Below are 16,325 nucleotides of genomic sequence, written 5' to 3'. Positions count from 1 at the left end.
AATAAAACTTCATTTCTTTTCTTTTGGTTTGTAGCCTTAAATATTTTTTGTTTTGTGAGCCATAACTTGGTTGCTCAGAATAAAAAAGACAGTACATTATTCTACTACAAATCTATTACCGAACTTAAAGATGTAAACTATATAGGTAAATCTTTCGGCTTTTTTCAAAAGAAAGCAGATCAGCAATTATTGGCTGGTAATAGTATTAAAGCGGCTTATTATTTAGAATTAATAGCACTTGGGCAATTTAAAATGGGATTTCCTTACGAGAGTGAAGTTGCTAGTGTAAAGGCTTTAAAATTGTTAGATGCTGTAAAAGATAAAGCTAAATCTAATGATGCCAAAGGACGATTATCTAACCAATTAGGTATGATTTATCGCAGACTAGAAGATTTTGAAAATGCCAGACGTTACTACAATCAAGCTTTAGAATTAAATAAAGAAACAAAAGATAAAATTGCCATTATTACTAATATTGGTAATACCTATGCCGACGAAAACAACTTCAATAAAGCAACACAAACTTTGTTATCATATTATGATGATGCTACAGGTTTAGAAAACTCTGAAATTAAAGCAACTTATTTTGATAATTTTGGATATTTCAACCTGAAAATAAAAAACAATAGAGCGTTGAAAGAAATGGAAAAGGCTTTAAAATTGAGGTTAGAACTGGGAGACTTATCGGGTCTCTTTTCTAGTTATCGCCATTTATCTTTGTTTTATTCCGAAAAGGGAAATAGAATAAAGGCGCGTTATTTTGCAAATAAAGTAAAATCACTTTCCGATAGTATCCAAACACCAGCTTATCAACTCGAAGCTTTAGCTTTAAAACTAAACCTTGAAAATAATTCTGATTTTAAAAAATATATCGATTTAAATAAACAGCTAATAAGCGAAAAACAGCTTAGAGAAAATAAATTTGCAGCCATAAAATATAATTTAAGTAGAAACGAACAATTGCTAGAAGAAAATGAAACTAAGCTTTTAGTGAGTGAGTTTGAAAAAGAAAAAGAAATAACCTATAAATGGCTATACTTAACACTATGGGTGTTGGTTATTATATTGTCTATTTTAATATTTATTGCATTAAAATCAAAACACAGAGAAGATCGCGTTAGGGAAGTTTATGTTACCGAAAAACGAATTTCTAAAAAAGTGCACGATGAGGTTGCTAATGATGTATACCAAGTTATGACAAGGCTTCAGTATGAAGAAAGTAGTGAAAAGGAAGAACTTCTAGATGAGTTAGAACATATTTATAATAAAACTAGAGATATATCACGAGAAAGTGGAACCATTGATTTGGAAACTAATTTTAGTTTTGTTTTAAACGATTTATTATTGGTTTACGAAACGGAAGGTTTGGTTATTATTACCAGAGGTTTAATGGATATAAACTGGGATACTATTTCTGAAATTAAAAAAACGACCATTTATCGGGTGCTGCAAGAGCTTATGACTAACATGAAAAAGCATAGTGAAGCCACTCTTGTATCTATTTCTTTTAAAAAAAATAAAAATATTTTAGAGATAAACTATATGGATAATGGGGTGGGAGCCGAGTTAAATAGACTTGGTGGTCTTGAGAATGTGGAAACCCGTATTCATGCATTAAGAGGAACCGTTATATTTAGCACCAAAATAGGTAATGGGTTTAAAGTTAACGCACGGATATAGTATGTTTCATAAAGTTTTAATTTCGGATGATCTGGGGATTATAAACCAAGGGGTTTCTACAATTTTGAAAAATTTGAATATAGAAAATGTTTCTAAAGTTCAATATTGCGATGAAGCTTATTTAAAAATAAAAAAAGCAAAATTAGATAACGAACCCTTCGATTTACTTATCACAGATTTATCTTTTATATGCGACCATAGAGAGCAAAAATTAAAATCGGGTGAAGATTTGATAACATTGGTTAGAAAAAAACATCCAGAAGTAAATGTTATAGCTTACTCTGTAGACGATAGATTACAACAAGTTAGACGCTTAGTGGCTTTAGGTATAAACGCTTATGTTTGTAAAGGACGTAATGGCGTTAGCGAGCTCTCTCAAGCGGTACAAAGTGTGTACGAAGGTAAACGGTATTTTTCACCCAAAATAGCCAAGGCTTTAGACAATAAATCTAATTTAGAAATAGATATTTTTGATGTTGAATTACTCCGTAATATCTCAATAGGTAAATCTCAAGAAGAAATAAGTGCTATTTTTAAAGAAAAAGGAGCTTCGGCATCTAGTTTAAGCTCTATTGAAAAAAGATTGAACAAACTTAAAATTCAATTAAACTCGAAAAACACCATACATTTAATAGCCATAGCTAAAGATTTAGGATTAATTTAAAAAAAAATAGGGCTTTTACGGAAACCCGTAAAGATTAACCCTACAGTAGTAGTATTTTTGTAATAGCTATTAATAAAGCTGTAGGGAGCTTTTAAACTCTGTGTTGTTAGGGCACAGAGTTTTTTTTTGGTTTTTTTTTTAAATTAATAAAATTTTGTCTCCGTTAAAGCGCCTTTCCTTTTTATGAATGAGGTCCTTCTGTTTTTGCTTATTTGTTATATTCGCAAACCACAACTAGACCAAAACACCATGTTAAAACCATTTCTGTTATTATCTATTATGTTTTCATTACTAGGGAATGCCCAAAACCCAATAACGAAAGCACAAGGTGTATCCGATCCTCACATTCGGGTGTTTAATGATACTATTTATTTGTATAGTGGACACGATTCAAATCCGACAGATAAAATATGGGATATGAAAGATTGGCGGGTTTTCTCCTCTACTAATCTATTAGATTGGAAAATGGAACAAGCTATTTCTCCTAAACATAATTACATGGCCGATAATAGTACCGATTGCTGGGCCAGCGATGCGGCAACTAGAAATGGTAAATATTATTTCTATTTTTCCGATAGAAAGCGGGGTATTGGTGTTATGAGTGCCAATAAACCAACCGGTCCGTTTACAGATGCTTTAGGGAAACCACTGGTTTCTCCAATGCACGATCCCACAATTTTTATTGACGATAATGAGAACAAAACACCATATATTATTTATGGAGATAAATCGGATGCATATTACATTGCGGAACTAAATAATGATATGATTTCTACTGTTGAAGCACCTAAACCTATTATAATAAATGGTGAGTCTTGGGAGCAAGCGCCAGAATGGATGGATAAAAATTATTTGTTTAAACATAAAGACACTTATTACTTAAGTTGGGGACGCGAGTATGCTACATCCAAAAATATTTACGGACCTTATAAAAGTTCTGGAGCTTTTGGAAAAGGGCATCATCTAGATGAATTTGCACACGGAAGTTTCTTCTGGTGGAAAGGTCAGTTTTATCATATTTGGTGTTATTATATTGAAAATGGCTTTAAATTTAGAGAAACTATTATCTCCTATTGTCATATTGCGGATAATGGAGATATTGTTACAGATACTAAGTTTTTAGATGAACATTTTAAAAATGGAGTAGGTCAATATGATGCGTCTTGGAATAAAATTGAAGCCGAATGGTTTTATGATAAATCTGAAGGTGTTGAGAAAAAAGGAACTCGAGATGGAGGTTTTTGGTTGTCTAATATTAAAAATGGAGCTTGGGTAAAATTTGCAAATGTGAACTTTTCAAACAAGGTATCAAAAATTAAAGTTACTTTAAAGAACATCCAAGGTAAAGGGAATATTGAAATACGCGAAAATAGTATTTCGGGTTCTATAATCGGGCAAATTGAATTGGAATCTACCAAAAATGAAGAGCCACAAGAACTTCTTTCAATCATAAAAAAAATGAAAGGTAAAAAGGATATATACCTGAGGTTTTCCGGAAATAAAGCATTTAAAGCAGAACTAGATTATTTTAAATTTGAAGAATAAAATAATTGTTTAATCAGAATTGAAATTGCATTTAATAATCTCCGTTTAAAAATTTAGTTTAAGAAAATATCTTCTTTTAAAACATGATATTATTTAGGTTTTTCGCTCTAAAATTCACTTAATTTTAGAGCTTAAAATTATGTAATATTGAAATTTACAAACATAGCAAGTGCTGTTTTATTGGTCATTTTTACGTTGTTTTCTTGTAAAGAAAAAACATCGGAATATGTAGCAACTTCAGGTGAAATAGATAATATTTTTGTATCAACAGCTCAAATTCCAGACAATCATTTTTTAGGAGATCAAAGTTGTAAAGCATGCCATGCCAATCAATTTAAATTGTGGCAAGGATCTCATCATGACAAGGCCATGCAAGTGGTTTCAGATTCTAGTGTTTTGGGAAATTTCAATAATGTAAAATTTAAAAGCCAAGGGGTTACGTCTCATTTTTATAAAAAAGGAACTGATTTTTTTGTTAATACTGAAGGTCCTGAAGGCACTTATCAAGATTATAAAATAGTATACACTTTTGGTGTTACACCTTTACAACAGTATATCGTTCAGTTTCCAAACGGGCATTATCAATGCTTAAGAACGGCTTGGGATACCGAAAAAGATAAGTGGTTCGATTTGTACCCAGACTTTAAAGTTGTCCATTCCGAGTGGTTGCATTGGTCTAGAGGCGGATTGAATTGGAACAATATGTGTTCCGATTGTCATTCCACAAATGTTAGAAAAAATTACGATTTCGAGTCGCATAGTTATGATACTAAATACGCCATAATTAACGTGAGTTGCGAAGCCTGCCATGGGCCAGGGAAAACCCATGTGGAGCAAGCTAATTTAAAAGGAAAAGACTATAAGTTTACGGGAGATTTAAAAATGTCGGTTGGCACGGCTCCAAAAGATTTAGTAGATCAATGTGCACGATGCCATATGCGGAGAGAACAGGTGTCCGAGTATTTTAACTTTGAAGGCACCATGTTGGATCATTACTTTCCGGAGTTAATTAATCAAAGAACTTATCATCCAGATGGTCAAATTTTAGATGAAGATTATGTTTACGGTTCCTTTGTACAAAGTAAAATGTATCACAGCGGTGTAACCTGTATTAATTGTCATGATGCACATTCATTAGAGCTTAAATTTGAAGACAATAATCTATGTGCACAATGCCATGTTCCGGAAACTTACAATACGCCTAGCCATCATTTTCATTCAAATAATTCCGAAGGGGCAAAATGCATTAATTGTCACATGACGGGTAAATATTATATGGGAAATGATTTTAGAAGAGATCACAGTTTTAGAATTCCGAGACCAGATTTAAGCTTAAAATACGGAACACCTAATGCATGTGTGCAATGCCATGCCGATAAAGATGATGCTTGGGCTTGGGAGCAATTTAAACAACAATATGGTGAGCCCGATTATAAACATTTTTCAGAACTTCTTGCTCCTGGTTTATTCGGTACAGAAAACGGGTTAAATAATTTACTAGAATTAGCCAAAGACACCTTGTATCCAGATATTGCAAGGGCTTCTGCTGTTAGTGGTTTAAATAATTATTTCGATGCAAATACCGTCGATAATTTAATTAGTTTTTTAGATGATAAATCGGCACTTGTAAGAGGCGCAACTTTAGATGTTTTAGGGGCAGTAGATTCTAAAGAATATGTAAATTATTTGCTGCCAATGCTTAAAGATGATAAGCGCTCGGTAAGAGTTAAGGCTTTTTATACCTTAGGTTTTTTAGATGAAATTCAAATACCAGAAGAATACAAAGCGGTATATAAAAAAGTTAGGAAAGAATTCGATACTAAATTAAGTAGCACAGCAGATTTTGTTGGAGGAAGAATAAAAAGAGCAGATTACAACTTGCAAAAAGGTGATTTACAAGCCGCTATTCGAGGTTATGAAAGTGCTTTAGAAATTGACAATATTAATAACATTGTGCGAACCAATTTGGCTAATTTGTATTACAGAAATAACGATTTTCTAAAAGCTGAAGAAGCTTATGAAAAAATTATAGAATTAGAACCTGATTATGCAGTAACGTATTATTCGTATGCATTACTATTGGCCGAATTAAATAGAATAGACGATGCTATAGAACAAATGAATTTAGCTATAAAGCATGGTCCGGAAAATATTAGGTTTTATTATAATTTAAGTTTACTCTACGATAAAGTGAATAATTTAGAACAAGCTGAAAAAATAGCAGCACAAGGTTTAAAATTAGATACTAACAATGAGAGTTTGCTCTATGTGCTCGCTTATATTTATAACAAAGGAAATCAAAGAAATAAGGCAATAAATATTGCTTCTAAATTGGTACAATTATTTCCAAATAACCCACAATATACAGGTTTCTATAATCAATTAAATAGAGCTAATTAGCCTTGTTTAGGGAGTTAAGGTGTTTTTGTTGTTTTTTGATAAATTTAAATTAATTGTTAACTTTTCATCTGTTCTTGTTTTGTAATGTTTTAAAAATAAGGGTGTTGAAAAATTTTACTGAAAACTTTATGATAATTATCATCTTTTAGATTTTTGTTTTTGAAGACATTTAGTACGTCTTGTATCAATTTAAATCTTCCAGAAAAACATGAATTCTCAAACATTACAGAAGCCTCGAAAAACATATTCTAGAAACGAAGCTTTACAAGCAGCACGTAATTATTTTAAAGGTGATGAATTGGCCGCTAGTGTGTGGTTAAATAAATATGCTTTAAAAGATTCGGCTAATAATATTTACGAGAGCACTCCAGATGAAATGCATCAAAGAATAGCTTCAGAAATAGCACGAATTGAAAAAAAATATGCCAACCCACTTTCAGAATCTGAGATATTTGAAGTCATTAAAAACTTTAAATATATCGTGCCACAGGGAAGCCCGATGGCAGGAATTGGAAATCCTTTTCAAATAGCGTCTTTATCGAATTGTTTTGTTATAGGAAATGATGGGGAATCCGATTCCTATGGAGGCATCATGAAAATAGACCAAGAGCAAGTACAATTAATGAAACGTAGAGGTGGAGTTGGTCACGATCTGTCTCATATTCGTCCTAAAGGTTCTCCTGTAAAAAATTCAGCATTAACCTCGACTGGTATTGTGCCGTTTATGGAGCGTTATTCCAACTCAACTAGAGAAGTAGCTCAAGACGGTCGCCGAGGTGCATTAATGCTATCTGTGTCCATCAATCACCCGGATGCAGAAGCCTTTATTGATGCCAAATTGGAGCAAGGTAAAGTAACAGGTGCTAATGTTTCGGTTAGAATTGATGATGCTTTTATGCAAGCCGTAAAAACCAATAGTAGCTACACGCAAAACTATCCTGTAAATAGTAAAAATCCTCTTTATACTAAAACGGTAGAAGCCCATCGCATTTGGAAGAAAATTGTACATAATGCATGGAAATCGGCAGAACCAGGGATTTTGTTTTGGGATACTATTATTAGTGAATCTGTACCAGATTGCTATGCCGATTTAGGATACAAAACCGTCTCTACAAACCCATGTGGAGAAATTCCTTTATGTCCTTATGATTCTTGCAGATTATTGGCGATTAATTTGTTTTCTTATGTTGAAAAACCGTTTACAAAACAAGCTGAATTCAATTTTAAGTTATTTAAAAAACATATCGTTATTGCACAAAGAATGATGGATGATATTATTGATTTAGAGTTAGAAAAAATTGATAAAATTTTAGCTAAAATCGATTCAGATCCAGAGCAAGAAGATGTAAAAGCTATAGAAAGAAACCTTTGGATAAATATTAAGCAAAAAGCTACGGAAGGCAGAAGAACTGGTATTGGTATAACGGCAGAAGGAGATATGTTAGCCGCTTTAGGTATTCGTTATGGAAGTGAAGTTGGCAATACATTTTCCACGGAAGTGCATAAAATATTATGCCTTGAAACCTACCGAGCTTCGGTAACATTAGCTAAAGAAAGAGGTGCTTTTGCCATTTTTGATGCAGACCGAGAAAAAGAGAATCCTTTTATATTACGTTTAAAAGAAGCAGACGGCCAATTGTATTATGAAATGTTAGAGTATGGACGTCGAAATATTGCTTTGCTAACCATTGCTCCAACAGGGACAACGAGTTTAATGACGCAAACTTCCTCTGGCATAGAGCCTGTTTTTATGCCTGTTTATAAACGAAGAAAAAAAGTAAACCCAAATGATAAAGATGCTCGTGTAGATTTTGTGGATGAAGTAGGAGATTCTTGGGAAGAATATATCGTTTTTCATCATCGTTTTAAGCAGTGGATGGAGGTTAATAATATAGATTCTTCAAAACATTTTACGCAACAAGAACTCGATAAGTTAGTAAAACAATCGCCTTATTATAAAGCAACATCCAACGATATTGATTGGAAAAGTAAAGTCGCTATGCAAGGCGCCATCCAGAAATGGGTAGATCATTCAATAAGTGTTACTGTTAATTTACCAAATAATGTTAGTGAAGATTTGGTGGGCGAGTTGTATTTAAAAGCTTGGGAAGTAGGCTGTAAAGGTGTAACTGTTTATCGCGATGGTTCTCGAGCAGGTGTTTTAGTGGCAACTGATGCCAAAAAAGAAGAACAAGTTGTAAATGATAATTTTTCAAAAAAACGACCTTTGAGTTTAGAAGCCGATGTGGTTCGTTTTCAGAATCAAAAAGAAAAATGGATTGCTTTCGTGGGCTTGGTAGATGGCAGACCTTATGAGGTTTTTACAGGGTTAACCGATGATGAAGATGGTATTGTAATTCCGCGATGGGTGGATAAAGGTTTTATTATTAAGAATAGAAATGATGATGGATCTTCACGTTACGATTTTCAATATAAAAATAAGCGAGGCTACAAAACAACCATAGAAGGCTTGTCTCATAAGTTTAATCCAGAGTTTTGGAACTACGCTAAACTTATTTCTGGAACCTTGAGACATGGCATGCCTATAGATAAAACGGTAGAATTGATACAAAGTTTACAGTTAGATTCAGAATCTATTAACACCTGGAAAAACGGTGTGCAACGCGCATTAAAACGCTATGTGAAAGATGGTACTAAGGCTAAAGGACAAACCTGTGAGAATTGTAATTCCAACGAATTAATATATCAAGAAGGTTGTTTAATTTGTCAAGATTGTGGATCTTCTAAGTGTGGTTAATCTAAAAATAATAAGTAAAAAAAAGTGATAGCTAGAGTGTTTTATTTCTCTTTGCTATCGCTTTTTTTATTTTATGTATAATTGTATTAAATCATTTAAAAAAAGATTAATTTTATAATAGCGTATTATTTAAAATTCACTAAATTAAACTAGTGACTAACTTGGCATAAGAGTGTCTAAAAATACGTTATAATCTAAACATAAAAATGAAAATACGCGAATGGATTTTATTGCTTGTTGTTCTTAAAATAGGAAGCAATGCTTACGGGCAATCTTTAAGTAATGAAAAAATAAAAAGTCAAATCGAATTTTATAAAAATGATATTCGAGGAACTTATAAAAGTATTCAATGGTTTTGTGACGATGGGACTATGCGAGCCGCAAAAGATCCTTGTCCGGACGATATAGGTGGCGTGCAGCATGCTACTTATAAAAATGAGGTTGTTGCTTTAGGTAAAAGTAATGCTGTTTTTTTAGGACAAATTTTGGCTTATACGGATAAAACTGATTTTTGGGATGCTTCAAAAAATCATTCACGCTTAAAACAATTTCAACTTGGTAAATATTTAGCGCGTACAGATGATGGTTGGGTTAACCAAAAAGGCCAATTTTATCGTGGTGCTATACAAATTGAAGATGAAGAAGTTTGGGGAGTAAAATTTTACAAATGGCTACTTACCAAAGATGATGTGCTTGTAAAAGATTATTACTTAGTGTTACAATCGTTAAAAGATGTACCACATCAAGGCGATGATGATTTATCGCAATTAATGAGGGCGCAATCTAAAGTGCTTTCCGATCAATTTGGGAAATTTATGGATTTACGAGTAAAAATCCACAGTAATCCTGAGCCTATAGATATTGAAAAAACATTAGCTTTTAAAAAAGAAAATAGCTTAAAACTAACAACCGAACTTAATAAAAAGATAGACGAGTTGGTTTTAACTATGGAAAAATTTCATAAGCCAGTAAGTTTAGATGGTTTGATGAAGCTTATTAATAAACTGCAAGCAGAATCTAACTTAAAAAAATCTATAAAAGCATTTGTAACTACAAATAGTAAAACCTCTGATGCAGCTGAACTTACTAAAGAAACGGCTAAAGTATTATTAGATATTCGTAAACATGTTGTTATCGAAAAAGGTGGTGCACACAGGTTGTTACTTTTAGATATTGCTAATAAACTAGAGGCTGTTGTTTTTAAAACATCGACAGAATGGCATCCAAAAACAGTTGGAGAACAGTTAGAGAAAGTACATGCTTTAGCTATGGCTGCTGCAGGAACAGGTGCGATTGAATTATGGGAGTGGGAGCAAGTGGCTTCTCGCTTACAACCAAGTTTATCTGTGAAATCTACTTTAGGCGACCTTACTAAAAAGTTAGAAACAGCACGTGGTGTTGTAGAATGGAGTTCGGCAATGGTAAAAGCAAACTATCAAGATATAGTAAATGTATATACAGGTTTTGAGCCAAAGGCATATAGTTTTATAGACGATCGTATACGCTCGTCTGTGGCATTGCAATTGGGGCAAACGGTTGGCGATTTGGGTGTATTTATCGCAAATCAATCTTCGCTATCTAATAAAGTAATGAATTTATCAAACCAAAGTAGTGTACGTGGTTTAAATCCTGGCTACGCTTTTGGCGAGTTAGTTGTTGTAAATGGTAATCCGGATGATGTAGAAGTATCTAGCGATAAAATTTACATTTTTGAACGTGCTCCGGCCGATTTAAAACCTGTTGCAGGTATTGCAACGGTTGCCGAAGGTAATTTGGTTTCGCATGTACAATTATTAGCTAGAAATTTAGGGATTCCAAATGCAGCCTTATCCGATGAGAATTTGAAAGCTTTAATGGCTTTTAATGGTAAAAAAGTGTTTTATGCTGTATCGAACAGAGGCACCGTGATTTTAAAAGAAGCCACTAAAATGACTGCTGAAGAAAAGGAATTGTTTGCTAAAAAAGTGCGGAAAGAAGATAAAATTGAAGTACCTGTAAAGGAGATTCGTTTAGATCAAACCAAAATATTAAATCTGCGTGAGGTTGATGCATCAGATTCTGGGAAGTTATGCGGACCAAAAGCAGCCAATCTTGGGCAATTAAAATCAATGTTTGAAGATAATGTTGTAGAAGGTTTTGTAATTCCGTTTGGTATTTTTAGAACACACATGAATCAGGTTATGCCTAATCAAGGTAAAACATATTGGGAGTTTTTAAATGCAATGTTTGCTGAAGCTGAAGTAAAAAGATCTCAAAATATTTCTGAAATAGAGGTAGAGAATTTTCAATTAAAACAATTAGAAATTCTACGTGCAGCTATTAAAATTATGCCACTTAAAACTGATTTTACAGACGATATTTCTAAATCGTTCCAATCTATTTTAGGCAAACCTATCGGAAGCGTTCCTGTGTTTTTGCGCAGTGATACTAACATGGAAGATTTAAAAGATTTTACAGGCGCAGGACTTAACCTCACCATTTTTAACGCTGTTGAAAAAGAGAAAATTCTACAAGGTATTAAAGATGTTTGGGCATCACCTTATGTAGAGCGTAGCTTTAAATGGAGACAGAAATATTTACTAAATCCAGAAAACGTATTTCCTTCTATTTTAGTTATTCCATCGGTAGATGTGGATTACTCTGGGGTGTTGATTACAAAAGGAATTTCTTCTGGTAATGAAGACGATTTAACCATTGCTTTTAGTCGTGGTGCAGGTGGTGCCGTAGATGGGCAATCTGCCGAAACACATAATATAGGCGTAGATGGTAAAGCGCAATTACTGTCGCCTGCTCGAGAAGCTTTCCATAACACATTGCCGATAACAGGTGGTACAGGTAAAGAGGTTGCTACTTTTGAAAAACCAATTTTAAACGCTCAAAATATTTTAGAAATAAGCGAATTATCAAAAACAATTAGAAAAACTTTAGCGAAAAAAACAAAATCGGACTACAAGGGCGCTTATGATGTGGAGCTTGGCTTTAAAGATAATAAACTTTGGTTATTTCAAATTCGTCCATTTGTAGAAAACAAAAAAGCATTAGGATCAGATTACTTAAAAAGTATTACGCCTATTGTTAATATTCAAAAAGAAATTTCACTGAACACACCATTATAAAATCATGATTAAAACATTTAAAATATTAGCAATAGCCTTATGTTGTATGGCTTTTACTATTCCGGTAAACGATACTATCTATCCTATAGATGGGTATCAATATTCTGGAATAAAGCGGTTAAAACATTTACAGCTATCTATTTCGGGCGATTTACCAGATGCGAAATTACCATTGGGAGCTTATAAAAGTATTAATGATATTAAGTTGAATTTGCTCACTAAATCTCAATATAATACAGGTGATATTTTAAAGGAAAACCCTGCATTCCAAAAAAAGATAGATGCATTATTTCCTAGGTTGGATAAAAGTTATTCTGTTGCAATTTTAGATATTTATAAACCAGATAGTTTACGATATGCACAACAAAATGAGACTAGAGGTTATCAACCAGGTAGTGTTGGTAAATTGGTTGTTGTTACTGCGTTATTCGATCAATTAGCTAAAATTTATCCTAATGATTACAGCAAGCGCGTGGCGTTATTAAAAACTAAAATAGTAAAAGGAGGCAATTGGGTGTTAACAGATGAGCATACCATTCCTGTTTTTAATATTGAAACTAATAAATTGGTAAAGCGTCAAGCGGTAGCTAGCGATGTGTTTTCTCTTTTTGAGTGGGCAGATCATGCCTTATCGGTTAGTAATAATGGTGCAGCGAGTGTGGTTTGGCGAGAGGCTTTATTAATGGCTGCATTTGGTGAAAAATATCCGACAATGACTCAGGCAGATGCCGATGCTTATTTTAGCGCAGGTCCTAAAAACGATATTACAGAGCTTGCTATATCTATAGTAAATCAACCTTTAAGAGATTTAGGAATCACTGAAGATGAATGGCGTTTAGGAACATTTTTTACACGCGGAGTAAACCCCTATGTTGGTAGTAAAGGCGGTAGTATTGGTTCGCCATTAGGCTTAATGAAATGGATGTTACAATTAGAACAAGGGAAGATTGTAGATAAGCAATCAAGTTTAGAAATAAAACGTTTAATGTACATGACAGATAGAAGAATACGCTACGCACAAGCACCAGAATTGCGTGATGCTGCAGTATATTTTAAATCGGGAAGTTTATATAAATGTGATAAAGAAAAAGATCAGGCTTGCGGTAAATATAAAGGCAATGTCTTTAATTACATGAATTCTGTTGCTATTGTAGAGCATGGAGATGGCTCAAAATATATGGTGTGTTTAATGACTAATGTTTTAGGGAAAAACTCTGCAGGAGATCACTTGGCTTTAGCCAGTAGAATAGATAAGGCTGTAAGAGAATAGAAAAAAAAGTCTTTTGGGAATTTAAAATGAATCTCAGGTTATGTATTTAACCTGAGATTTTTTTATACCATTGCGTTAATCGCTTTCTGTGCAAACTCTTGTATGCGTTTATCTTTACTTGTTAGTAGCGGCGTAATAAGTTCGTTGTATTTTAAGCTTTCTTTTTTCTCTATTAAGTATAAAACGGCAAGTTTCAGTTTTACATCTTTACCGTTTAGTATATTCTGAAAGCATTCCATTTCTGTTAATTTATTCTTGCTAATAGTTTCAATAACTTCTTCCGAAGAGGTATCAAGTATAGTCGCCTCAACAATTGGAATTAACACACTTTTTAAATTAGGATTCAGTAGAATATCTAAAAACTCAATAGCATTAGTTCTTTTATCTTGCTCATCGCTTAAAATACCTTTGTATGCCATGCGTACATCATTTTGAGCGTAGCGTAATTCAAGAAGTTTAAAAATACGTTGTAAGCCGTTTTCTAGCCTACGTTCTAATAATTCAATTAAGCTTTCACGGGCTTTCATTTCTTCATCAGGAATAGTTGCTTTTAGTTTTTTACGACGTAAATAATGCACAATAATTTGGGTGTGCATTGCATTTATCGAACTATTGTATAGTTTACATTCTTCCAGAATTAATTTGGCGACTTGCTTTTCATTAAAATGTAAATTTTGGTTAGCTTCCTTTAATTTAGAGAGCTGAGCAACACATTCTAATCGTATCGATAAATCTTCCGAATCTTTAAAACTAATCAACATTGTGTCCACAGCGTTTTGAGAATTAAAGGCCGAAATAGCTTTTGGAATAAAACGTCTAATAGCAATATCAATATCGTCAATAAATAGCTTTTCTTTTAAAACAAGCAACATAGCGTTTCCGTAGTTAATCAATGCTTTTATAGCGCTTTCGCGGAATGTTTTATCTAGTAATTTATACAATAGGGCATCAACAAAAAATGAATTTATAGTATTTCCAGCAGCAACAATAGCTTCGCCTTGTAACGCCGGGTTATTATTGTTTTCTAAAGCGTTTAGAATAGTAGGATATCCTTTTTTATAGTCCGAAAAACCTATTAAATGTAGTAGTTTTATTTCTTCTTTAAGTTGCAATTCTTCCGGTAAGGTCATTATGCTACTTTTCTTGTTTTCTATGCGATCAAAAAGATTGTATTTAACGCGCAAAGAGTAGTTGTCTCTAGATTCTTTTGCTAAGCAAAGTAAGGCCGCATCAGAAATAAAGGTGTCTTTATGGTCTAAATAACTATCAAAAACAATGGCTTCTTCGTTGTCTGCGTGCAGTAATAAATACTCTAGTGTTGCCATAACTAGGTTTTCATCTTGAGTGTTTAAAAAGGGGATAACTTCGAGATAAATACTTTTTTCATTTAAGAAAAATAGATTGCGTAATGCTTCAGCTTTAATTTTATTAGAAGAATGATTTAACAATGCAGAAATAGGAGCAACCAAACGCTTATCATTAATTTCTTTAGCCTTATCGAGCATGAACAAAATTTCGCTGTCTTCACCATTTTTAAATACATTGTACATGCCTTTTAAAAAAGATTCTTTTGATACCGTTTCTTTTCGTTTTTTATTCGTGACAGGCACTATGGCTTCTAGGTTTTTTTTAAAGGATAAGAAATATTCTTTTCTAACTTTAAATACAAAATAAGTCCATGTAAAGGTGAGTAAAACAATGAGCGCCATAATATACATTGGAGAAACATTTAGCCCTTTTATCAAGAAAATTAAAATACAACCCGCTATACCAGTGGCTATACTATCGACCACTACATCAATAAAAGATTTGGTTCTTTTTTTTAACTGAAAAGGTAGCGGTAAAGCAATGAGTTCTACAGCAGATTTATTTATGGATTGTTTTAAACTAGCATCTGATGCTTTTAGCAAAATAACCACCCAAAGTTCTGGAAAAACAAAGAATAACAATCCGCCTAAAAAAATAAGAATTGGTAATAGTAATAAAGAGAATCCAACTCCCCAAACACCCACAATTTTTCTAGTTAAAAATAATTGAAGGAATAGGGACGCCACGTTGAAAGACGATAACCAAAACCCAAAAAATGAGGTAAGCTCATCGCTATCAGTGATGCGTTCGCCAGCAATATAACTAAACTGATAATCTACTAATCTAGCTGTAATAACGCCAACGGCTATAATTGCAGCTAAATAGGTTAAATGTTTAGAACTTAAAATTAGTTTTAACGGGTTTTCTTCGGAAACGGAAATACGTTTTTTCTGTTTAAAAGTGTTTAATACTGAAACTTTTATTTTCCAAATTTTATTTAATAACGGGAAGCAGAGCATTAAGAAAACTGCCGCTACAAAGATGAGGTTTTCATTACCTATAAAAGGAGCAAGTATCGTGGTAAGATATCCTCCAAAAATACCACCAGTAATAGCACCTGCACCTATAAAACCGAATAAACGTTTAGCCTCTCGAACATTAAAAACAAGATTGGCTAATACCCAAAATTGAGAAGTTGCTAATACGGCATAAATGGCTACTCCGGTATAAAAAGCATATAAAACCCAGCCTTTTATTAAATTAAGATGTAAAAGCGATCCTAGAATAGCAAGGCTAATAATGCTAAAAATTAAGGTGAATTTAATAATGTTATTTAGCGGAAAACGCTCGGTTGCCTTAGAGTAAAAATAAGAACTAATTACGGCTGTAACAGCAACTAGTAAATACGCAAAAGGAAGGTTTTCTGCACCTAATTCCGAAATAAAAAGCGCACTAACTGCTGGTTTAATAATTAAAAGTGTGGCAATTATTAAAAAGATATAGCCCTGCATAAGTAGGGCTATTTTTAATTCTCCATCTCGAATATCAAATATTTTTTTTAAAGCTGTTTTTATCATGTAAGTA

At 33.1% G+C, this 16,325-nt stretch carries 8 protein-coding genes; 7 read left to right on the top strand and 1 reads right to left on the bottom strand.

Annotated elements, in window-relative coordinates; all coding sequences use genetic code 11:
* The first annotated feature begins 54 nt into the window (after nucleotides 1–54).
* From V6246_RS05520 to V6246_RS05490, 7 genes are all read left to right on the top strand, one after another.
* Nucleotides 55–1,680 carry a tetratricopeptide repeat-containing sensor histidine kinase gene (locus tag V6246_RS05520; protein WP_341559491.1) on the top strand — a complete coding sequence of 542 codons (1,626 nt, stop codon included), beginning with the start codon at nucleotides 55–57 and terminating at the stop codon, nucleotides 1,678–1,680.
* Nucleotides 1,652–2,344: a response regulator gene (locus tag V6246_RS05515; RefSeq protein WP_341559490.1), complete on the top strand. Its 693-nt coding sequence runs from the start codon at nucleotides 1,652–1,654 to the stop codon at nucleotides 2,342–2,344. The genes V6246_RS05520 and V6246_RS05515 overlap by 29 nt, the downstream gene beginning before the upstream one ends.
* A gap of 249 nt (nucleotides 2,345–2,593) precedes the next feature.
* Nucleotides 2,594–3,889, top strand: a complete 1,296-nt coding sequence (locus V6246_RS05510) for a family 43 glycosylhydrolase (protein ID WP_341559488.1) — start codon at nucleotides 2,594–2,596, stop codon at nucleotides 3,887–3,889.
* 147 nt (nucleotides 3,890–4,036) lie between these two features.
* Nucleotides 4,037–6,289, top strand: a complete 2,253-nt coding sequence (locus tag V6246_RS05505; RefSeq protein WP_341559486.1) for a tetratricopeptide repeat protein — start codon at nucleotides 4,037–4,039, stop codon at nucleotides 6,287–6,289.
* Nucleotides 6,290–6,497: 208 nt separating this feature from the next.
* Nucleotides 6,498–9,047, top strand: a complete 2,550-nt coding sequence (locus tag V6246_RS05500) for an adenosylcobalamin-dependent ribonucleoside-diphosphate reductase (protein ID WP_341559485.1) — start codon at nucleotides 6,498–6,500, stop codon at nucleotides 9,045–9,047.
* A gap of 206 nt (nucleotides 9,048–9,253) precedes the next feature.
* Nucleotides 9,254–12,163: a PEP/pyruvate-binding domain-containing protein gene (locus tag V6246_RS05495; RefSeq protein ID WP_341559483.1), complete on the top strand. Its 2,910-nt coding sequence runs from the start codon at nucleotides 9,254–9,256 to the stop codon at nucleotides 12,161–12,163.
* Between the two features lie 4 nt (nucleotides 12,164–12,167).
* Nucleotides 12,168–13,433, top strand: a complete 1,266-nt coding sequence (locus V6246_RS05490; protein WP_341559481.1) for a hypothetical protein — start codon at nucleotides 12,168–12,170, stop codon at nucleotides 13,431–13,433.
* Between the two features lie 62 nt (nucleotides 13,434–13,495).
* Here V6246_RS05490 and V6246_RS05485 read toward each other — a convergent pair whose 3' ends face one another.
* Complete coding sequence (locus tag V6246_RS05485) at nucleotides 13,496–16,318, bottom strand: Npt1/Npt2 family nucleotide transporter (RefSeq protein ID WP_341559479.1); 2,823 nt, start codon at nucleotides 16,316–16,318, stop codon at nucleotides 13,496–13,498.
* Nucleotides 16,319–16,325: the final 7 nt, after the last annotated feature.

This window comes from Algibacter sp. TI.3.09, from assembly GCF_038154905.1.
GTDB lineage: Bacteria > Bacteroidota > Bacteroidia > Flavobacteriales > Flavobacteriaceae > Algibacter.
The sequence above is the reverse complement of the archived record's forward strand: the minus strand, read 5'-3'. Positions and strand labels throughout refer to the sequence as shown.